We start from the raw sequence: 20,965 nt of genomic DNA, 5'->3' as shown, positions 1-20,965 counted from the left end.
AATATAAATAGTAATTATAGTTCATCCGACTTTTCCTTCTGCCCAGTCATCATCAAATAAGCTTTTAAGAATCCATCAATCTCGCCGTCCAACATTGCATCCGTATTTCCAGTTTCGTGGGCGGTACGCACGTCTTTTACGAGTTTATAGGGGTGTAAAACATAGTTGCGTATTTGTGAGCCCCATTCTATGGCTAGTTTACTGTCCTCAATTTCGGCGCGTTGGGCAAGCTGTTTCCGCAATTCAATTTCATACAATTGCGATTTAAGCATTTGCATAGCTTTTTCGCGATTATCCAATTGGCTTCGGGTTTCACTGTTGTGAATAACAATTCCTGTAGGGTGGTGGGTAAGTATGGCTTTGGTTTCCACTTTGTTTACGTTTTGACCGCCAGCACCACTGCTTCGGGCAAAATCCCAGGAAATATCGGCTGGGTTTATTTCAATCTCAATAGTATCATCCACCAACGGATATACATAAACACTTGCAAAACTAGTGTGCCGTTTCGCATTGCTATCAAAAGGTGAAATACGCACCAAGCGGTGCACGCCGTTTTCGCTTTTTAGCCAACCGAAAGCGTACTCTCCTTCAATTTCCAATGTAACGGTTTTCACTCCAGCAACATCACCAGCCTGAAAGTTGAGCTCTTTTACTTTATAATCGTTTTTCTGGGCCCACATTAAATACATCCGCATCAGCATTTGTGCCCAATCACAGCTTTCGGTACCGCCGGCACCCGCTGTAATTTGAAGTACGGCACTCATATCATCGCCTTCTTCGCCAAGCATATTGCGGAATTCCAGAGCTTCAATTGCACTTTCTGCCTTTTCATAAGCAATAGTTACATTCTCTGCTTTGCCTTCGCCATCTTTATAAAATTCGAGCAGGATTTCAGCTTCATCAGTAAGATTTGTAGCGGTTTCGTAGTCGGTGACCCATTTCTTTTTGGTGCGCAGCACTTTCATAAAAGCCTCAGCTTCGCGCGGGTTGTTCCAAAAATTGGGGTCAAATGTTTTTTCTTCGTCGTTGGTAATTTCTATGCTTTTGCCAGCAATGTCAAAGATAGTGCCTCAAGGCATCTAACCGTGTCTTAAGGTCTTTGATTTGGTCTGTTGTGGTCATAATGGGGTAAGAATTTCAGCAAAAATACTATTAACTTTGTGAGGGAGAAGTATTTTTCGGCTAATTTTATAATTTCTTAGAAATATGTATTTCTGAAATAGTAAATCTCTTTAAGAATCCTCTTTTATGAAAAAAATCCTACCCTTTTTTGCATTATTAATAACGTGTATTTGTTTCGCACAAAACGATGAAGCCTTTGTTGATGCACTTGTAGCGCAAAAAATGGCTGAGCTTGAAATGCAGGAAAATCCAGAATATTTTTTAAGAAAGGATTATTGTGATGGAAATATCCAAATGTTCGTAATGCCTGACGGAAAGCATTGCGCCTCGAAATCAACTTATTATGCAATCTATGTTTTTTGGAAGGAAGATGAAGACAAACTGAAGTTTCAAAAATTTGATAATTGTGGAAGCTTTATACCTATCCCTATTGGTATGAGTAAAAACATTAAAAAAGCACTTAAGGAAAAGCAAGACTTAAAAAAAGAAGTTGTTAAGCCATTTGAAGCTGAAAAGATAGACAACAATGCCTTTGATAATATGTCTGTACAGTCCTGCCACAAAGAGTATAAATTTATTTTTGAGGGTAATGCTTTTGAAAAAAGCTTTAAGGAATTTGATTTGACAAACAATTCCAAATACAAAAATATAAATGCAGACCACAATAAGTCTTTGTTGTTGATTAAGTTAGATGAAGATATTTCAGAAATGATAAAGCATTTTGAAGAAAACGGAAAATTTTTCAGAGAAAATTAAACTATGATTATAGATTTAAGAAGCGATACCGTAACCCGCCCCACGCAGGGAATGATGCAAGCCATCATCAATGCTGAAGTGGGTGATGATGTTTATAAAGAAGACCCTACAGCCAACAAACTGGAACAAAGACTGGCAGAGATGTTCGGGATGGATGCAGCACTTTTTTTTCCAACAGGAAGTATGGCCAACCAAGCCGCCATAAAAATGCACACCCAGCCAGGAGAACAGTTGATTGCCGATAAATGGGCGCATGTTTACAATTATGAAGGAGGTGGAGTTTCTTTCAATAGCGGGGTTTCCTGTAAATTGCTTGACGGCAACCGCGGGATGATTACTGCCGCGCAAGTGGAGGAGAACATAAATCCCCCCGATTTTTACCACAGTCCGCTAACAAGTTTGGTTTGTTTGGAAAACACAACAAATAAAGGTGGCGGCGCTTGTTATGATTTTTCTGAAATTGAAAAAATCCGTAAAGTATGTGATAAACACGGCTTGGGCTTTCATTTGGATGGAGCTCGAATTTGGAATGCTTTGGTTGCTCAAAAGCAAAACCCTAAAGATTATGGAAAGATTTTCGATACAATTTCTGTTTGTCTTAGCAAAGGTATGGGCACACCAATGGGAAGTGTTCTAATTGGCAAAAAAGAAATAATGAAAAAAGCCATGCGGGTCAGAAAAGTGCTAGGTGGTGGAATGCGTCAAATAGGTTTTATGGCTGCCGCAGGCATTTATGCTTTGGATAATCATCTTGAGCGTTTGGAAGAAGACCATAAAAAAGCTTTGGAAATTTCAGAAATGCTTTTAAAGCAACCTTACATAAAAAAAGTGGAGCCAACCGAAACGAATATTGTAATATTCTATCTCACTGAAACTGTTTCTGAAGAAAAATTCATGAACGATTTGCTTCAGAAAAACATAAAAATTAGTGGAATGGGGCAGGGAAAACTTCGCATTGTGACCCATTTAGACTATACTGATGCAATGCACGAGAAGTTTTTGAAAACACTTAATAACTACAAATAGTTAGAAATTAGGAGAAGATTAATACCATCTTCTAGTAAATAGCCCTAATAAAGTTTTTGGGCTTATGGTTACAATAAATCGAACTTTCTCATCGTAATGTGGCAAACTTGGTTCAAAGCCCAAACTGGAATATACTGGGAAATAAAGCTCAAAATAATCAGCCACCAAACTAAGACGTATTCCACTGTCAAAAACAGTATTTGTGCCACGAGCTTTATTGTGAACGAGCCCTACGTCGCCATAAGCGTAGATCCATTTCCAAATGTTGGTGCTTGCGTTTACGGTCGTTATCCAACTGTTTGCAAAGGCTGGTTCTAACTGAGATTTAAATCCTCCTTCGGCAATAATTAACTGTTGGCTAAAGAGTCCAGAGTCTTCACTACGTCCATAATAATTATAATCAAAAAGGTAATCATTTGGACGATCCAGCGCGAAACTAAAGAAATCCTCATTTTCACGCGTATCGTTGAAAAGAAATGCTCCTGCAAAAAAGCGCAAGTTCAATTGTCTATTGCTCAAAAAGAGTTTTCGGTACTCAAGATTAACGGAAATCTTACTGAACTTTGATGAAATTTCATAATCAACCACACTTCTAAAATAATTGATCAAGTTGGGGTTGGAATATACATATTGAAGGTTAAAAACGCTGTAGTTTGGCTCCTGATCTGTATTGTTCGGATCATCATCGCGGTAAACGTTCACACTCCGAAGATTTATGAATTGTTTTTCATTGTCCCGCAAATCAGGATTCCGGAAAGCAAAAGTGATGTATGGAGTAAATTTTTTATAGAAAAGTCCACGGTCATAGGAATAATAATTTCCTGAAAAACCATAGCGCATAGCATACAGATTACCCTCATTCATGATTTGGGTATAGCTCACGGATGCTCTTCCCACAAGTGTTTTGGAACGAAACCCGAACTGTGGCTCCAAACTATAGTGAACAGCCTTAGGAAGCACAGTTTTGTTGTATAGCCGTAGTCCAGCCGAAACGCCATCATACAAGTTATATTCGAAAATTGGCATAAAGAAAAACTGCGTATAACTTGGGTCTTCCACATCTTGGAAAAGACGGAACTGTATTGGTTTATTAAACAAACCATTTAGGGACTTATAGTTATTTCTGCGATTGTATTCTGGAATTTCCCCTTCATAATTAAGCACTAACTTCTTAATGTCTCTTGAAGGGATGGTAATTGAAGAAATACTATCAATGGGTTTTGTCCAGGTTTTAAAAACAATTTCGTCTTTATTGAGCCCATACAATGAAACGGGAAGCTTTGTTTTTCTGTTGTTCTTGATGAAAACCTTTAAAGAATCTCCTTTATTTTCAACTTTTTTAATTTTGAAATCAATCGTTTTACGGGTATCTGCAAAATCTTCAAAAAACCAATTAACAGGAAGGTCTGTCTGTTCAGATAAAAATGCTTCAAAATCTGATGATTTAATTGGTTTCAGCCTATTTTCGGAATAGAAGTCTTTTATGCTTTTATTCAAAACAGCATCACCCAAATAATCATCCAAATATTTTAAACCACTAGCCCCATAATATCCTGTGGCAATATTCATATTAAATTTCAGCAAGGAATCCTTTGGCGTTGTCAACGATTGATGAATATTGCTTCGCGCCATATTCATATAAAGCATTGGATATTGATCATTGAATTCAAGATCTGCCAAATGTGCCCAACGGATTACAATCCAGTTGCTCAAATTACCAATCATCTTCATTTTTGGATAATAGGTATCAACATATTCCATCATCAAATAAATCTGAAAGGCATCCTGTAACCAATAATCATCACGGGAATTAAGTATTAGGGTATTGTCAATATAATGTCGGGTTATGGTTTTTAGTTGCTCCATATCATACTCAAAACCATCTGGAAATGGGCTGATAAAATTGGGTAACTGATTAAGTCCATAAACAGGATTGGTTTTATAGTCAGTTTCACTGATAACCATTTTGTTAAAAGGATATGGCCCAAGTTTTTCATTTAAAAACCGAACAACCCGATCTATCATTAAAGCTTGCACAGGCGGATTTACCCTTCTGTTCTGAAGATTTGTAACTATTGTTAACTTATCGGTTTCAATTGTTTCAAAGTTTGGATTTTTTTCAAGATATAAAACCGCATTGGAACGATTTTTTCCTGATAACTCTGTGGTTGTCATATTTTCTGAAACGCTTTCAGAAAGTACATCAAAATCTGAAGTAATGGTATAATTTTTTGGCAGATGGAGTGAAATGTTAAAGTCCGTAGGAGCCAAAAATAAATCATCCGTGTTTTTATTACTGAAAACTTGCCATTGGCCATCGTAAAAGGCTGGTGCAATATACCAATAGCGCAATTTGTAGTCATTAAGTTTGTTCACACCATAACGCGTATATCGGTCATCCGGAACTTTTACAGTATATTCTAAATTGAAAATATAGCTATCTCCGGGCTTTATTGGAATTTCAGGAATAATTCGTAGAATATCGGCCGCATCGCCACGTTGCCATTGCAGTGGGGTAGTGGAGTTGTTATAAATTTTTTCAATAGTTGTTCTTCCGCGATCTTCGTTTTTTTCAAAATGAAATGCGCTTTCATAATTTTCGGCAAAACGCTTTCCCAATGGTGTGGTTTTGGACGAAAAACTGTTTGCCCAATCGAATAGATAGATTTCCTTTAAAGTATCTTCGGAAGTGTTTTTATAGGTAATTTGCTGTTTAATGGCAAGCGTTTTCTGTGAAGGATTCAGCGTGGCGTCAATGTTCAGGGTTTGCTGCGCCACAGCTTGAAACGTCAAACAAAAAAAGATACTATATAAAATGCTTCTGATTATCAAAAAGTTTTGAGGAATTTAAAAGTCTGTGAGGCTGGAAGGTTTGTTTTCAGGTAGTAAACCCCGTTGTTGAGCTGGCTTACGTCTATTGAAACAAATTCTGAATTTTCTGAAGTGTATTTCAAAAGTTTTTGGCCGAGAACATTATAAACTTCAAACGAAAATTTTTCCGAAAGATTTGAATTTAAGCGAATATTTAATTTTTCGGTAACCAAGGTGTTTTCAAGTTCAATCGGTGATACCATTGAAAAGTCAACATTGCTTAAAACAATTTGTTTGTTTGTTTCAAGATTCATCACAATAGGAAGATGGTCGCTCATATTATATAGATTCTCACGCAATGTTTGGCTGAAATCCCCGAAGCAGTCAGGGCTATTTATACTGTTATCATAGCAATTACCGTTGTTTCCAAAAGATTTGTAGCTATCTGGAATGTATTTCAATTTTGGGTCGTTTTGCATGTTCTCAGAAATAGATATAAAATCAAACCGGTCATCCAAACCACCGCCAGCACCAGCGCCAAAAGGACCTGAACTAATTCGCGTGCTCTGCGAATGAATGTCCTGAAAATTAATATTGTTGTTCCAAGAGCCGGGACGGTCAATTGGATCAACCATCACGATTGCATTTGTTGGGTCCAAAAGCTCCATGTAGGCTGGTTCGGTTGCAGTGTAAAGGTTGAAATCTCCTGCGAAGAGAACAAAGGAATTTGGATCCAAGGTTTCCAATCTATTGGTAAACTGTTGCACCATCTCCAATCGCAATTGTTTGTTTGCTGTGCCTGTACTGGATTTTAAGTGTGTTACGAAAACTTCAAAAAGCACTGGATCGGTCTGTTGATCGGCAGTGCTAAGCTTTAAGGTATAGTGGTTAATATCGCGAACGGGAGTAGGTAAAACTTCGGAAGCTTCCAAAGTGAACATTCCTTTTCTGTAAAAAACCAACTGTTGATGGTCGGGGTCTCCAGATTGGCTAGGTTCAAAAGGAGCCATTATATAGTTGTTTCCTTCGTCATTCAATGAAGTATTCAAGATAAGATTTGCTCCAGTTTCGCTTTCCAATTCACAAACCATAAAAATATCCGGTTCGTATTCGTCAATAATGTCTCTTAGAATTTCTGCGCGGTTGGACGGAAATGCAGATGGAAACTCAAGCAGGTTGTAAACCATGGTTTTTATGGTTTCCTGAGCATTAATTGATAGGGAAACAATTATAAAAACCAATGTTAGCTTCTTTTTAAACATTCGAATATTTTAAAATTAAAAGTTTGGGCTTAGATTATATTCGTTGTAAAAATCATTTAATATTTGGAGTACTTGATCTTCTGTATCAACTAGGTGAACCAAATCCAAATCTTCTGCATTCACATTATTGTTAGCTTCCAAAAGTGTCGTTTTTATCCATTCAAAAAGTCCTCCCCAAAATTCGCTTCCAACAAGAATCAGTGGAAATTTATCAATTTTATGGGTTTGGATCAACGTCAAAGCTTCGAACAGCTCATCAAGTGTACCAAAACCACCTGGCATTACCACAAAACCTTGGGAGTATTTTACGAACATTACTTTTCGAACAAAGAAATAATCAAAATCGATGCTTTTATCGCTGTCTATATATGGATTGTCATGTTGTTCAAAAGGAAGTGTAATATTCAAGCCCACGGAAGTTCCACCAGCTAGATGAGCGCCTTTGTTTCCAGCTTCCATAATGCCAGGGCCACCTCCTGTAATGACGCCGTAACCGTTTTCAGTGATTTTTTTGGCGATGCTTTCTGCCAATTTATAATATTTATGATCTGGTTTTGTTCGGGCAGACCCAAAAATGGAAACGCAAGGGCCAATACGGCTCATTTTTTCATAACCACCTACAAACTCTCCCATTATCTTAAAAATGGCCCAAGAGTCATTTGTTTTTACTTGATTCCAGTTTTTTGGTATTTGTTCGTCTCTCATAGTATTCAGTTCTCTTTTGACAGTTCTCTGTTGTCAGTTTTCTTTATAATTTTTATTTCATCCAACACAGCAACTAACCTCTAATGTAATTCTTTTTTAAGGAATTGGGCAGTATAGCTTTTTTTGTCATTAACAATTTCTTCGGGGGTGCCCAACGCCATAATTTTCCCACCTTGTTTTCCCCCCTCAGGGCCAATATCTATTATATAATCAACGGTTTTAATAACGTCTAGATTGTGCTCAATAATCAGTACGGTGTTTCCTTTTTCCACCAATTTGTTCAATACAACCATCAAAACACGAATGTCCTCAAAATGAAGCCCTGTTGTGGGTTCATCAAGAATATAAAAAGTATTTCCTGTATCCCGCTTGGAGAGTTCTGTTGCCAGTTTAATGCGCTGTGCCTCGCCACCTGAAAGCGTTGTGGATTGTTGCCCTAACGTTATGTAGCCCAAGCCCACGTCTTTTATGGTTTTAATTTTTCGATATATTTTTGGAATGTTTTCAAAAAAGCTAGCAGCTTCGTTAATGGTCATATCCAAAGCATCAAAAATTGATTTTCCTTTGTAACGAATCTCCAAAGTTTCACGGTTGAAGCGCTTGCCTTGGCAAGTTTCGCATTCCACATAAACGTCGGGAAGGAAATTCATTTCAATCACTCTTAAACCTGCACCTTTGCAGGTTTCGCAGCGTCCGCCAGCAACGTTGAAGCTGAAGCGCCCCGGTTTGTAGCCACGAATCATTGCTTCAGGAGTTTTGGCAAAAAGGTTCCGTATTTCTGAAAAAACGCCTGTATAAGTTGCTGGGTTACTTCGCGGTGTTCTCCCGATTGGCGATTGGTTGATATCTATTACTTTGTCAATGTTTTCAAGACCTTCAATCTTTTTATACGGCATCGGTTTTTTTACACCGTTAAAAAAATGTGCATTTAAAATAGGGTAAAGGGTCTCGTTGATGAGCGTACTTTTTCCGCTGCCCGAAACGCCTGTAACACCTATCATTTTTCCCAAGGGAAAATCAACTGAAATGTTTTTCAAATTGTTTCCCGAAGCACCTTTTAAGGTTAATGTTTTGCCGTTTCCTTTTCTGCGTTTCTTCGGAATTTCAATTTCTTTATTTCCATTTAAGTAATCTGCGGTAAGGGTATCGTGTTTTTTGATTTCTTTGGGAGTGCCTTCCGAAACAATTTCCCCACCATGTCTTCCCGCCGCGGGCCCAATGTCAATCACATAATCGGCACTTTCAATCATATCTTTGTCGTGTTCAACAACAATTACCGAATTGCCTATTTCTCTTAATTGTTTCAAGGAATAAATCAACCGTTCATTGTCACGTTGATGCAGGCCAATACTGGGTTCATCTAAAATATAAAGCACTCCAACCAATTGCGAGCCAATCTGCGTAGCCAAACGAATTCGCTGTGCCTCGCCGCCCGAAAGTGATTTGGAACTGCGGTCCAAAGCCAAATAAGTTAATCCAACATCCACCAAAAACTGAAGTCGCGAGCGTACTTCCTTAATAATTTCCGAAGCAATTTTCAGTTGGGTTTCAGAGAGGTTTTTTTCAAGATTTTTAAACCATTCTGCCAATTCCACAACGTCCATATGGGCTAGTTCGGCAATGTTTTTTTCGTTTACCTTAAAATAAAGCGATTCTTTCCGAAGCCTTGTACCGTTGCACTCCGGGCATGGAATTTTATCCATATATTCCTTTGCCCAGCGTTTTAGGGAAGTAGATTCGTTGGCATCAAAAGTGTTTTGAATAAAGGTGGCAACGCCCTCAAAATCTATTTTATAGCTTCGGGTGATGCCCAAACTTTTTGATTCAATATCAAATTTTTCATTTCCCCCGAAAAAGATAACGTCTTTTGCTTCCTTCGGAATGCTTTCAAAGGAATCGCTCAATTTAAAATTGAAACGTTCTGCAATCAATTCCAACTGTTTAAAAACCCAACTGCTTTTTTGTGGTCCGTGTGGCGCCAAAGCTCCTTGTTTAATAGAAAGTTTGGGGTTTGGGACAAGCTTATTTAAGTTTACTTCATAAAGTTTTCCAAGCCCTTTACAATTTGGGCACATTCCTTTTGGAGAGTTGAAGGAAAAATTATTCGGTTCTGGGTTTGGATATGAAATTCCCGAAGAGGGACACATCAACGAACGGCTGAAATAGCGAGCCTCGTCAGTATCGTTATCTAAAACCATTAAAACATCATCACCGTGGTACATTGCGGTATTTATGGTTTCGGAGAGGCGTTTGTTGTTATCGCTTTCTGTGGAAACTTTCAGTCTATCAATTACTATTTCAATATCGTGGGTCTTGTAGCGGTCCACTTTCATTCCTTTCACAATATCGCGCACTTCGCCATCCACACGTACTTTCAAAAAGCCTTGTTTGGCAATCTGCTCGAAAAGCTCGCGGTAATGTCCTTTTCTGGAACGGATTATTGGAGCAAGAATGCTAACCTTTTTATCAGCGAAATCTTCGAGAATAAGCTGTTTAATTTGTTCATCGCTGTAACTTACCATCTTTTCGCCAGTGTTATAGCTGTATGCATCACTTGCTCTGGCGAAGAAAAGGCGTAAAAAATCGTAAATTTCGGTAATGGTGCCAACGGTGGAACGCGGACTTTTACTGGTAGTTTTTTGTTCTATAGCGATTACTGGGGAAAGCCCTTCAATTTTATCGACATCGGGACGCTCTAAACTGCCAAGAAATTGACGCGCATAGGCCGAAAAAGTTTCAATATAACGGCGTTGTCCTTCGGCGTAAATAGTGTCAAACGCCAAAGAGGATTTCCCACTGCCCGAAAGCCCTGTTATTACTACTAATTTTTCTCGTGGAATACGAACGTCAATGTTCTTTAAGTTGTGGACGCGCGCACCCAAAACTTCTATATAATCCTCATTTTTTGACATAGCTTGCAAAGGTACTCAATAGAACGGAAAATAAAGAATGAAAGGCATCCCGTTGGTGTTAATTTTTGATGAAAAATTGGCCTTTAATATTTTAACGGTTTACTTCTTTAGAAAGAAAAATGTGAAATGTTATAGCAACATAAAAAATAGTGCTAACTACGATGGAATAGCTTACAATAACAGCTAGAACTGAAAAGTTCAGCATCAAATAAGTAATTGGAACCAATACGCCAAACACCATTAGTAACAAAAAAACGATGTACAAATAATAAATCAATCGGGGTGTTTTTCTATCTATGTGGCTTTGGAATTGGGAGAGTTTTGGGATTACATCTTTCGTGAGATGCTCCCAAAGCTTTGAGAAAAAAACATCATTGAACGATGATTTTTCAAATATATCATTATCTATTGTGTTGGCAAGCGTTAATATTTTTTCTCTGTGCCGTTCAAAGACCGCTTCAAAATTTAATGATTCTTTGTAATTTCCAAATTTATAACCAAAGACATACCATAAGCCTGAGCCGCTTTTGTGTTCAACCCATTTTTCTATAATATCGTTCTTATAAAAAATTGGATAATTTATAGTTTCTGGAATTTGTTTTTCCTTTGGATCTATCATTAATAGCGACTTCAATTCCATATATAGATTTTCGGTTTCACCAAAGTGATGTGTTTCCTGTAGAAATTCAATGGCCAGTTTGGACTTACCTTTGTAAAATTCTTTTACATCAAAATAGCTAAGGTTTGCGAAATCTTTTTCCATATAATCCTTTAGTCCCGGAAGCCAAATTTCTGATTTGAACAAGATTTCCGCGATTGTTCGGAAATTGTGCATTTTTTGGGTTGTTTTGCTTATTTTGTGTATTATTTTGGCTTTGTAAGTTTTTTGGTTCATTGCAGAAGTAGCCAAAAACACCATTAAAATCGCAGATAAAAAACCACTTATACCAATATAAATTGAAGTTAATTTCTTTAAATTTTCTTCAAATCCCAGCGTGTTTAGGTGTTTGTTATAGAGTAAAAAAATAAGCCCTGCACAGATTGCTCCACTTATCACAAAAGTAATAATGGAATAAAAATCCTTGAACAAAGATTTATTTCTCATAGGCTAAACAATGCCAAACCGGCAAAAAGGCAATAAACGTGGATTTTTGAAACAAGAGTTTCATTACAGAAAAAAGGAATAATTAATTTCTGCAAGAAGAGATAAAGAAGAGTTTATATATTTTTCTACAAAGAGAAGAAATGAATAGTTCTTTCAAAAGGTCTCAATCTAAATTTTCTAAAATCCGTGGTTAATTCCCTCAAATCTAACCTTTTTTATTTCCGAAGTATATACCTTTCGACATAATGCAGAACATTTCGATTAAGCGTACATAAAAGTCTTTAATTAATATCCGACTGCGGTATCATCGCCTCGAATATCGGCACCACCTTCAAGTTTTCCATTTGGCAGCTTTAAAATAGCATCCACTTTGCCTATAATTGGGTCGGTTTCTTTGTTTTCAGGATAACCCTTCTTTTTTAGACTTTCAATTAATTCATTGGGGAAGCGATCAAATTCATAACGAATTGCATCGGGTAACCATTGATGATGAAAACGCGGTGCATCTACGGCCTCTTGCATATCCATATTAAATTCGTAAACATTCAAAATGGTTTGTGCTACGGAAGTGATAATGGTTGCGCCGCCGGGAGTTCCAACAACCATCCAAAGTTTTCCGTCTTTTTCAACAATGGTGGGCGTCATCGAGCTGAGCATTCTTTTTTGGGGCGCAATGGCATTTGCCTGTCCGCCAACCAAACCATAAACATTGGGCTCGCCTGGCTTTGCGCTAAAATCGTCCATTTCGTTATTTAAAAAGAAACCGAGTTCATTTACATACAATAGCGAGCCAAATGTTGAGTTGAGCGTTGTGGTAACTGAAACCGCATTTCCAAAGGAATCAACGATTGAAAAGTGAGTAGTTTCAGGACTTTCATATCCCATAATTACACCCGGCTTAATTTCAGAGGAAGTCGTTGCCGCTTCAAAAGAAAAACTTTCCATTCTTTGGGAAAGATAGGTTTTGGAAAGCAAGGAATCTGTAGGAATATTCACAAAATCGGGGTCGCCCAAATAATAACTTCTGTCTGCATACGCGCGACGTTCGGCTTCTGCTAAAACTTGAATGTATTTTTCTGAATTATGGCCGTATTCGGAAAGAGGAAAAGGCTCCACCATTTTTAAAATCTGTGCCAAGCAGATACCGCCGCTGGAAGGTGGCGCCATGGAAATTACTTTTAAATCTTTATATTGAAAAACAATCGGCTCGCGCCATTGGGCTTCGTAAGCTTCCAAATCTTCCAAAGTGATAATTCCACCTTTTTCTTTTAAAAATGAAATAATTTTTTGGCCAGTTTCGCCCCCGTAAAATTCGGCTCGGCCGTTTTTGGAAATTCGTTCCAAAGTACTTGCCAAAGCATTATTTTTCAGTGTATCACCAGTTTTTAAACCTTCGGAATAAAGAGTAGCTTCGCCATTTACTTCTTCAAAATAAGGTTTGTAAATTACCAAAGCTTCAGCTTCTTTCTCTGTGATTATATATCCTTTTTTGGCAAGTTCAATTACAGGTTTCAATATGACTTCCATTGGCAAAGTTCCAAATTTTTCGTGGGCTGCAAACATTCCGGCGACCGTTCCGGGAACACCTACTGACATTGCGCCGATGGAACTTTTGTTCGGAATAACATTTCCATCCTTATCGAGATACATGTTTTTTGTGGCGGCCATTGGCGCTTTTTCGCGATAGTCCAAAGTGCCAATTTCGCCATATTGGGTTCTGTAAACCAAAAATCCTCCGCCTGCTAAGTTACCGGCGTTGGGATAAGTTAAGGCTAAAGCCATATTTGTTGCAATCATAGCATCAAAAGCATTGCCGCCCATTTTTAGAATTTCCGTTCCAATTTTGGAAGCTTCGGCGCGTGCTGAAACTACCATTGCGCTGTCTGCAATTACTGCTTGTTTTGTTTCTACTTTTGGTTTTTCAACTATGGGTTGTGCATTGGGTTTTTCTTTGCAGGCGAATAGCAAAAATGTAATCAGGACGAGTGATGATAATCTCATAGTTCGTTTAGTTTTTGGTTGGAAAAGGCAATTAATTCATCAAAAAAGGAAGTGAATTCAGCTTCAAATTCATCGTAATATTCTTCGAGTTCCGCAACCGCCAAATTCATTTTTGAAACCCCTTTGGTACGCACGTTCATCTGCGCCAAAATTTTGCTGATTCCTTCAACAGTGGCGTAGCTTAGCAGCCAATTATCAGCAATCATATAAGGCATCATTTTTTGGATTCTCGCGGGAAGTATGGTGAAATTTTTCCGAAGTAATCCATAAAAATCCTGTACATATTCGTCCAAAGGTTGGTCTGAATAGTTGCTCCAGTTTTTCGCCAAAAAGTGATCGTATAGTATATCCACAATCACGCCACTGTAATGACTGTAATTTTTGTGAAGGCGTGCCGTACTTTGGTGAACGGTGGGGTGGGCGTCCGTAAAACTGTCAATGCCACGGTGCAATAAAATTCCCTTTGCAATTTGTGGCGGATACTTTAAGTACTTTTTTCCTTTAATTCCGTCAGCAATAAAGTTGCCGATGATAACGCCTTCTTCGTTGCCGGAAAGATAGATGTGGGCTAAAAAATTCATTCAATAAATATATGTATTTTTGAGCTGTAAAAACTGAAAATTGAACCGATTACCCAATTTGGACCCATTGCGGTTTTTCCTTGCTTCCTTCGTGTTGCTCTTTCACTTGCCACAACTTTCCCACAATCAGGGACTTCCTTATTTTGATGGACTTTCCATCTTTCACCGTGGTTTGGAAGCGGTTTACATGTTTTTTGTACTGAGCGGTTTTTTGATTATTCGACTTATTTATCGTGCAAAAATCCGAAATACATTTTCAATCAAAGATTTTTACGTTCGAAGAATTCTACGAATTTTCCCGCTTTATTATCTAGTTTTGGGGTTTGGACTGCTTTTTTATAATGTGCTTTTGCCATTTCTAAATATTCCTTTTGAAATAAACTACACTTGGAAAGAAGCCCTTTTTTATAACGTTTTCTTTCTTCCAAACGTCTTCGCGAAAATATACGAACCCGGCGGCATACTTGAAATTCTGTGGTCCATCGGGATTGAGGAACAGTTCTATCTCGTGATTGCTCCTTTGCTATTTTTTATAAATGTGAAATGGATTCTACGAGTTTTAAGCCTTTTGCTGCTTGGGTATTTCATTCTTTACTGGACCGATGTTTTTGAGGTGCTTCATAAATATACTTTTGTGTTTTTCTACCTTTTCTCGGGCGGAGTAATTGCAATTTTGGAAGAAAAGAAAAAGTTGGAATTTTTAAAGCGTTCGGCGGTTTTTCCTTTGGTGATTTGCATTGTGACTTTGCTTTATTTTGTAACGGATTGGTTTCTATTGGAGCCGCTTTGGCTTCGGGCAATGTTCACTTGTTTGCTGTTCGGGTTATTTATCCATTCACTAGCTTTCAACAATCGCGGGGTGGAGGTGAAGAGTAAAATTTTAAATCACTTCGGAAGTATTTCCTACGGAATCTATATGTTTCACGCCATTGTTTTAAATGCTGTTGTATTTTTGTTTCTGAAACTGGAAATGCTCCAAAACCTTAATGAAACTTTAACCATAATTTTAATCCATCTGCTTACTTTCGCAGGTACATTATTGATAGCTCATTTATCTTATACCTACTTTGAGCTTTACTTTTTAAAATTGAAAAATAAATTCAGAAAATAACTTTTAAAGTGCGAAGTGCGAAATACGAGTTACGAAATATGAATAACCCTTAACAATAATATTAAAAATGACTTTAATTAAATCTATATCAGGAATCCGTGGAACCATTGGCGGAACGCAAGGCGAAAATCTAACTCCAATTGATGCCGTAAAATATGCCGCAGCCTATGGAACCTGGGTAAAACAACAACGCAACAAAGAGAGCTATAAAGTTGTCGTGGGCCGCGATGCACGTATTTCTGGCGAAATGATCCAGCAATTGGTAATGAACACCCTCGTTGGAATGGGAATTACCGTAATAGATTTAAATCTTTCCACAACGCCAACGGTTGAAGTTGCGGTTGCTTTGGAACACGCCGATGGCGGAATCATTTTAACGGCAAGCCACAATCCAAAACAGTGGAACGCCCTTAAATTGCTGAACAATAAAGGCGAATTTTTAAACGCCGAAGCTGGACAACAAATCTTGGATATTGCTGAAAACGGAAACATTGAATTCGCTGAAATTGATAATTTGGGTGAAATCCATAAAAATGATGCCTATATAGATTTGCATATTGATGAAATATTGAATCTTCCTTTGGTGAAAGCAGATGCTATAAAACGTAGCAAATTTAAAGTAGTTGTTGATGCGGTGAATTCCACGGGAGGCATTGCAGTGCCGTTGCTTTTGGAAGCTTTGGGAGTTGAACCCGTAAAATTGCACTGCACGCCAAACGGACAGTTTCCGCACAATCCCGAACCGTTGAAGGAACATTTGGGCGATTTGATGGAAAGTGTGGTAAAAAACCACGCCGACTTCGGAATAGTGGTTGACCCCGATGTTGATAGACTTGCGTTTGTTGACGAAAAAGGCGAAATGTTCGGCGAGGAATATACACTGGTTGCGGTTGCCGATTACGTTTTAGAGAACACGCCCGGAAATACGGTGAGCAATATGTCCTCTTCGCGAGCTTTGCGCGATGTTACCGAAAAACACGGTGGAACCTATACTGCCAGTGCTGTGGGTGAAGTGAATGTGGTTGAATTGATGAAGGAAACCAATGCCGTAATAGGAGGTGAGGGTAACGGAGGAATTATTTATCCAGAGCTTCATTACGGTCGAGACAGTTTGGTTGGGATTGCTTTGTTTTTAAGCTTTTTGGCGGAGGAAAAAATTGCAGTGAGCGAACTTCGGAAGAAATACACAGCTTATTTTATGAGCAAAAAGAAGATTGAATTAACTCCGCAGTTGGATGTTGATGCAATTTTAAAGACGATGGAAGCAAAGTATGCTTCTGAAGATATAAATACAATTGACGGAGTAAAAATAGATTTCGCTGAAAACTGGGTGCATCTTCGAAAATCAAACACTGAGCCTATAATCAGGATTTATACCGAAGCGAAAAGTCAGGAAGAAGCAGATGCTTTGGCGGATAGGATTATTGGGGAAATAAAAGCAGTTGCGGAACTATAGTCAATCCATTTTCCTTAGCTTCCACCGTTTATGCGACCATAGATAATACTCAGGTTTTTCGCGAATCTGTGCTTCCAAAGCATCAAAAAACATGCGGGTTATTTGAAAGTCTGGATATTCTTTTGGATTGTCAACCAAAGGAACAAAAGTGGCGGTGTAATAGCCGCGTTTTACTTTTTCAACTTTTAAATATAGTACAGCGAAGTCGAGCTTTTTAGCCAATTCCTCAGTTCCAGTGAACATGGGAACGTCTATATCCATAAAGGTATCGCGGTGTTTGAAAGCACCGAGTTTTGGAGTTTGGTCGGAAAGAATATAGGTAAGGGTTTTAATGCCTTTTTTCCACTTTCGGAAAAGCACGCCGACAATTTTTTTATTGCTTACAATGGTGCCGCCAAAATGTTCCCGTGTTTTTTTAACCAAGGCATCAAATTGTTTGCTGTCCAAGGGTTTATATACCGCGTGAGCTTCAAAATCCATCAGTTTATTTAATATTCCGCTCCATTCCCAGTTGCCGTAATGGCCTGCCATTAAAAGTATGCTGCGGTTTTTTCTGTAGTATTCATCAAGTATTTCGGCATTGGTAACTACAAAACGTTTGCGGATTTCTTTTTCGGATATGGTAAGGGCTTTTATGGTTTCAACAATAATATCGCATAAATGTTTGAAAAACTGTCTGGCTATTTTATCTCTTTCTTTTAGGGATTTTTCAGGAAAAACAAGCGCCAAATTGTCTTTTACTACTTTTTTGCGATACCCAACTATATAATACACCAAAAAGTAGAGTGCAGTAGATTTGATATACAAAATGCGCATCGGCAGGATGGAAAGCAGCCAAAGAATTGGATATGCCAGTATATAAAGCAATCTTTGCATAGGAATTGTTACCGCAAAACTAACTAATTTTATTGCAAGAATTAGAATTCAAAATTCATTATAAATTAATAACCCCATAACTTTTATAATACGATGCAAAATCTTGATATAGCAACCATAATAATCATTGCCGCAAACGTCATTATTTCCATGAAAGGATTTAATGATTTTTCTTTCTTTGAAAAATATAAATTTAATATTGCCGGAATACGGCGTGGCGAGCAGATACGTATGTTCAGCTCTGCTTTTCTTCACGCAGATTTTTCACATTTGCTTTTCAATATGCTTACGCTCTATTTTTTTGCTCCTGTTGTTATTATGAGCGTTGGCGTCACTTACTTTGTAATAATTTATGTCGCAAGCCTTTTGATAGGTAATTTGTTATCATTCTATTTTCATAAAGATGAATACCATTATAGCGCAATTGGGGCAAGTGGCGCGGTGATGGGCGTATTATATTCAGCTATTTTATTTTTCCCGGATATGGGGCTTTACCTTTTCTTTATTCCCATCCCGATTCCCGCTTGGCTTTTTGGTATGGCATATTTGTTGTATTCCATATACGGAATGAAAAAAAGATTGGGGAATATTGGCCACGATGCCCACATTGGTGGAGCCATAGGGGGGTATGTGTTAACATTAGTGTTTGCACCTTCTTTGTTTGTTACCAGCTTATGGATTGTAGTCTTGCTGGCAATTCCTCTAATAATTTTATTCATAATGCATAAACTAGGAAAAATTTAAAAAATGAAAACTATGAAAACCTTACAGACACTTTTAATTTTAGCAATAACAACCACAACTATGATGGCGCAAAACACATTACCACCACCAACTATAGACGTTACCGGCGAAGGCATTGTTCGCGTGGTTCCCGATGAAGTTACTATCAATATTCGAGTTGAAAATACGGGTGAAAACACCAAAACCTTGAAAGAACAGAATGATGCGACCATCAATGAAGTTTTAAAATTTCTGAAGAAAACTGGTATTGATGATAAAGATGTTCGCACGGAATATATGAACCTGAGTAAAAATTATGATTACAACACTAAAACATACACTTTTGCTGCAAACCAATCGCTTTCTGTTAAGCTGCGCGATTTAAAGAAATATGAACCAGTAATGAAAGGACTTTTAGATACTGGCATCAACAGAATTGACGGCGTTGAGTTTTCCTCTTCAAACAGCGAATCGTTGAAGAGTCAAGCTCGTAAAAAAGCTGTTGAAAATGCACAAATGAAGGCGAAGGAATACGCATCAGTTTTAAACCAAACGGTAGGTAAGGCTGTTTCTATAAGTGAATTTAACAATTCAGTAGGGCCGCAACCAATGTACAAAATGGCAATGAGTGATTCATCTTCAGGAAGTGGCGACCAAACCATAGCCCTCGGGGAAATGGAAATTAAAACTACTGTAAACGTTAGCTTTCTTTTGAATTAAAAGAATTTCTTCAAAACTAAAAAGCCTCGGTTCCTAATGGAAACCGAGGCTTTTATTTTTCAATTAAAATACTTTATCCCAAGAAAGGATATCTATAATCCGTTGGCGAAACAAAAGTTTCCTTCACCATTCTTGGCGAAACCCATCTATATAGGTTTTGTTTGCTTCCAGCTTTATCATTGGTTCCACTTGCGCGGGCACCACCAAAAGGTTGTTGGCCAACAACGGCCCCAGTAGGCTTGTCGTTTATATAGAAATTACCAGCAGCGTTTTCAAGAATTTTTACTGCTTCTTCCAAAGCATATCTGTCTTCGCTAAAAACAGCTCCTGTTAAACCATATTCACTTGTTTCATCAACTAAGTGAAGAGTTTCTTCCCATTTCTTGTCATCAAAAACATACACTGTAAGAACAGGCCCAAAAAGTTCCGTACACATTGTAGTGTATTTTGGGTCTTTTACCACAATTACAGTAGGTTCAATAAAGTAACCTTTGCTTTTGTCATAATTTCCACCAGCAATTATTTCAGCACCTTTGTCTTTTTTTGCTTGGTCAATATAGCTTGCAAGTTTGTCAAAAGAACTTTCGCTGATCACAGCATTTATAAAGTTGCCCATATCTTCTGGAGTTCCCATTTTAAAGGAACGGATATCGTCCACCAAATAGTTTTTAACGTCATCCCAAATGCTTTTTGAAATATAGCATCGGCTAGCGGCGCTACATTTTTGACCTTGATACTCAAATGCGCCGCGACTCATTGCGGTTGCAACTTGCTTTGCATTTGATGATTGGTGAGCCACGATAAAATCTTTTCCGCCAGTCTCCCCAACAATACGAGGATAGGTTTTATAATTTTTAATGTTGTCACCAATTTTTTTCCAAATTCCTTGAAAAACACCCGTAGAACCTGTAAAGTGAACACCGCTGAAATCTGGGCTCGCCATAAGCGTATCAGATATCATTGCCGGATCTCCCATTACCATATTGATAACTCCTGCCGGAACACCAGCTTCACGGAATATATCCATCAAAACTTTTGCAGAATAAACTTGAGAATTACTCGGTTTCCAAACAACTACATTGCCCATCAACGCAGCACTTGCAGGAAGGTTTCCAGCGATAGCCGTAAAGTTAAATGGGGTGATAGCATAAATAAAACCTTCCAAAGGTCTGTATTCAATGCGGTTCCAGGCAGCAGATGTAGATTCTGGTTGTTCCGCATAGATCTCAGTCATATATTGAACGTTATATCTTAAGAAATCTATAATCTCGCAAGCTGAATCAATTTCAGCTTGATAGATGTTTTTTGATTGGGCGAGCATTGTTGCAGCGTTTAGCTTAGCTCTATATGGGCCGGCAATTAATTCTGCCGCACGAAGGAAGATACCTGCACGCTGTTCCCAAGGCATTACTGCCCATTTTTTTCTTGCTTCTAATGCGGCTGAAATAGCATCTTCCACATTTTTCTTTGTAGCTTTATGATAATTTCCCAACACGTGCTTGTGATCGTGCGGAGGAGACATAGTTGCAGTTTCTTTGGTTTTAACCTCTTTTCCGTTAATAAATAAAGGCACTTCTGTTTTTGCCTTATACATTTCTTTGTATGTTTTAAGCACTTCTTCTCTTTCTGAAGAACCTGGCGCATAGCTTTTTATTGGTTCATTTACAGCGATTGGTACTTTAAAAAATCCATTACCCATAACTTTTTATTTTTTGTGTTTATGAAGATTGCAAAGGTACAAATTTTTTAGTGTTCAGTATTCAGTAGTAGAAGGCAGTTTTTAAATGTCCACAAGTAA

At 38.0% G+C, this 20,965-nt stretch carries 16 protein-coding genes; 6 read left to right on the top strand and 10 right to left on the bottom strand.

What is annotated here, in order from left to right:
• Window positions 1-14 precede the first annotated feature (14 nt).
• Window positions 15-1,122 (bottom strand): peptide chain release factor 2 gene (gene prfB, locus Q2U82_RS13925; protein WP_410005458.1). Its coding sequence is split into 2 segments (ribosomal slippage): window positions 15-1,058 and window positions 1,060-1,122, totalling 1,107 coding nucleotides; the frame shifts between segments, so codons are not numbered across the junction.
• Window positions 1,123-1,248: 126 nt separating this feature from the next.
• Between prfB and Q2U82_RS13920 the strand changes: the two genes are divergently transcribed.
• Complete coding sequence (locus Q2U82_RS13920; protein ID WP_410005457.1) at window positions 1,249-1,878, top strand: hypothetical protein; 630 nt, start codon at window positions 1,249-1,251, stop codon at window positions 1,876-1,878.
• A 3-nt stretch (window positions 1,879-1,881) separates the two neighbouring features.
• Complete coding sequence (locus Q2U82_RS13915) at window positions 1,882-2,904, top strand: threonine aldolase family protein (RefSeq protein WP_410005456.1); 1,023 nt, start codon at window positions 1,882-1,884, stop codon at window positions 2,902-2,904.
• 18 nt (window positions 2,905-2,922) lie between these two features.
• Here the strand turns inward: Q2U82_RS13915 and Q2U82_RS13910 are convergent, their stop codons facing one another.
• The 7 genes from Q2U82_RS13910 to Q2U82_RS13880 all read right to left on the bottom strand — a co-directional run bounded on the left by Q2U82_RS13910 (window position 2,923) and on the right by Q2U82_RS13880 (window position 14,281).
• A complete protein-coding gene (locus tag Q2U82_RS13910) occupies window positions 2,923-5,682 on the bottom strand; it encodes a metalloprotease (protein ID WP_410005455.1) in 2,760 nt (919 codons plus the stop codon).
• A 50-nt stretch (window positions 5,683-5,732) separates the two neighbouring features.
• Complete coding sequence (locus Q2U82_RS13905) at window positions 5,733-6,977, bottom strand: T9SS type A sorting domain-containing protein (RefSeq protein ID WP_410005454.1); 1,245 nt, start codon at window positions 6,975-6,977, stop codon at window positions 5,733-5,735.
• 15 nt (window positions 6,978-6,992) lie between these two features.
• On the bottom strand, window positions 6,993-7,682 hold the full coding sequence (locus Q2U82_RS13900) for a TIGR00730 family Rossman fold protein (protein ID WP_410005453.1): 690 nt from the start codon (window positions 7,680-7,682) through the stop codon (window positions 6,993-6,995).
• Between the two features lie 80 nt (window positions 7,683-7,762).
• Window positions 7,763-10,594 carry an excinuclease ABC subunit UvrA gene (gene uvrA, locus Q2U82_RS13895; RefSeq protein ID WP_410005452.1) on the bottom strand — a complete coding sequence of 944 codons (2,832 nt, stop codon included), beginning with the start codon at window positions 10,592-10,594 and terminating at the stop codon, window positions 7,763-7,765.
• Window positions 10,595-10,685: 91 nt separating this feature from the next.
• Window positions 10,686-11,699 (bottom strand): hypothetical protein, encoded by a 1,014-nt coding sequence (locus Q2U82_RS13890; RefSeq protein ID WP_410005451.1) that lies wholly within the window; start codon window positions 11,697-11,699, stop codon window positions 10,686-10,688.
• Window positions 11,700-11,984: 285 nt separating this feature from the next.
• On the bottom strand, window positions 11,985-13,700 hold the full coding sequence (gene ggt, locus Q2U82_RS13885) for a gamma-glutamyltransferase (RefSeq protein ID WP_410005450.1): 1,716 nt from the start codon (window positions 13,698-13,700) through the stop codon (window positions 11,985-11,987).
• Window positions 13,697-14,281 (bottom strand): ACP phosphodiesterase, encoded by a 585-nt coding sequence (locus tag Q2U82_RS13880; RefSeq protein WP_410005449.1) that lies wholly within the window; start codon window positions 14,279-14,281, stop codon window positions 13,697-13,699. Before Q2U82_RS13880 ends, ggt begins: the two co-directional genes overlap by 4 nt.
• A 40-nt stretch (window positions 14,282-14,321) precedes the next feature.
• Between Q2U82_RS13880 and Q2U82_RS13875 the strand changes: the two genes are divergently transcribed.
• Both Q2U82_RS13875 and glmM read left to right on the top strand, forming a co-directional pair.
• Window positions 14,322-15,392, top strand: a complete 1,071-nt coding sequence (locus Q2U82_RS13875; RefSeq protein ID WP_410005448.1) for an acyltransferase family protein — start codon at window positions 14,322-14,324, stop codon at window positions 15,390-15,392.
• A 67-nt stretch (window positions 15,393-15,459) separates the two neighbouring features.
• A complete protein-coding gene (gene glmM / locus Q2U82_RS13870) occupies window positions 15,460-16,848 on the top strand; it encodes a phosphoglucosamine mutase (RefSeq protein WP_410005447.1) in 1,389 nt (462 codons plus the stop codon).
• Here the strand turns inward: glmM and Q2U82_RS13865 are convergent, their stop codons facing one another.
• Window positions 16,849-17,724 carry a lysophospholipid acyltransferase family protein gene (locus tag Q2U82_RS13865; RefSeq protein WP_410005446.1) on the bottom strand — a complete coding sequence of 292 codons (876 nt, stop codon included), beginning with the start codon at window positions 17,722-17,724 and terminating at the stop codon, window positions 16,849-16,851.
• A gap of 93 nt (window positions 17,725-17,817) precedes the next feature.
• Between Q2U82_RS13865 and Q2U82_RS13860 the strand changes: the two genes are divergently transcribed.
• Both Q2U82_RS13860 and Q2U82_RS13855 read left to right on the top strand, forming a co-directional pair.
• Window positions 17,818-18,468 carry a rhomboid family intramembrane serine protease gene (locus Q2U82_RS13860; protein ID WP_410005445.1) on the top strand — a complete coding sequence of 217 codons (651 nt, stop codon included), beginning with the start codon at window positions 17,818-17,820 and terminating at the stop codon, window positions 18,466-18,468.
• Window positions 18,469-18,480: 12 nt separating this feature from the next.
• Window positions 18,481-19,167 carry an SIMPL domain-containing protein gene (locus Q2U82_RS13855; RefSeq protein ID WP_410005444.1) on the top strand — a complete coding sequence of 229 codons (687 nt, stop codon included), beginning with the start codon at window positions 18,481-18,483 and terminating at the stop codon, window positions 19,165-19,167.
• A 73-nt stretch (window positions 19,168-19,240) separates the two neighbouring features.
• Here the strand turns inward: Q2U82_RS13855 and pruA are convergent, their stop codons facing one another.
• The gene (pruA, locus tag Q2U82_RS13850; RefSeq protein WP_410005443.1) at window positions 19,241-20,866 is read right to left on the bottom strand and encodes an L-glutamate gamma-semialdehyde dehydrogenase; all 1,626 of its coding nucleotides are present in this window, start codon (window positions 20,864-20,866) and stop codon (window positions 19,241-19,243) included.
• Between the last annotated feature and the right edge of the window lie 99 nt (window positions 20,867-20,965).

This window comes from Aequorivita nionensis (genome assembly GCF_046352995.1).
Classification (GTDB): domain Bacteria; phylum Bacteroidota; class Bacteroidia; order Flavobacteriales; family Flavobacteriaceae; genus Aequorivita; species Aequorivita nionensis.
Note: the sequence above shows the minus strand (reverse complement) of the source record. Positions and strands in the feature narration are given on the sequence as shown.

What these genes read in the sequence shown, in the direction of transcription:
- Q2U82_RS13920 (WP_410005457.1), top strand. Translation starts at nt 1,249, where the DNA reads ATGAAAAAAATCCTACCCTTTTTTGCATTATTAATAACGTGTATTTGT.
- Q2U82_RS13915 (WP_410005456.1), top strand. Translation starts at nt 1,882, where the DNA reads ATGATTATAGATTTAAGAAGCGATACCGTAACCCGCCCCACGCAGGGA.
- Q2U82_RS13905 (WP_410005454.1), bottom strand. Translation starts at nt 6,977, where the DNA reads ATGTTTAAAAAGAAGCTAACATTGGTTTTTATAATTGTTTCCCTATCA.
- Q2U82_RS13900 (WP_410005453.1), bottom strand. Translation starts at nt 7,682, where the DNA reads ATGAGAGACGAACAAATACCAAAAAACTGGAATCAAGTAAAAACAAAT.
- uvrA (WP_410005452.1), bottom strand. Translation starts at nt 10,594, where the DNA reads ATGTCAAAAAATGAGGATTATATAGAAGTTTTGGGTGCGCGCGTCCAC.
- Q2U82_RS13890 (WP_410005451.1), bottom strand. Translation starts at nt 11,699, where the DNA reads ATGAGAAATAAATCTTTGTTCAAGGATTTTTATTCCATTATTACTTTT.
- ggt (WP_410005450.1), bottom strand. Translation starts at nt 13,700, where the DNA reads ATGAGATTATCATCACTCGTCCTGATTACATTTTTGCTATTCGCCTGC.
- Q2U82_RS13880 (WP_410005449.1), bottom strand. Translation starts at nt 14,281, where the DNA reads ATGAATTTTTTAGCCCACATCTATCTTTCCGGCAACGAAGAAGGCGTT.
- glmM (WP_410005447.1), top strand. Translation starts at nt 15,460, where the DNA reads ATGACTTTAATTAAATCTATATCAGGAATCCGTGGAACCATTGGCGGA.
- Q2U82_RS13865 (WP_410005446.1), bottom strand. Translation starts at nt 17,724, where the DNA reads ATGCAAAGATTGCTTTATATACTGGCATATCCAATTCTTTGGCTGCTT.
- Q2U82_RS13860 (WP_410005445.1), top strand. Translation starts at nt 17,818, where the DNA reads ATGCAAAATCTTGATATAGCAACCATAATAATCATTGCCGCAAACGTC.
- Q2U82_RS13855 (WP_410005444.1), top strand. Translation starts at nt 18,481, where the DNA reads ATGAAAACCTTACAGACACTTTTAATTTTAGCAATAACAACCACAACT.
- pruA (WP_410005443.1), bottom strand. Translation starts at nt 20,866, where the DNA reads ATGGGTAATGGATTTTTTAAAGTACCAATCGCTGTAAATGAACCAATA.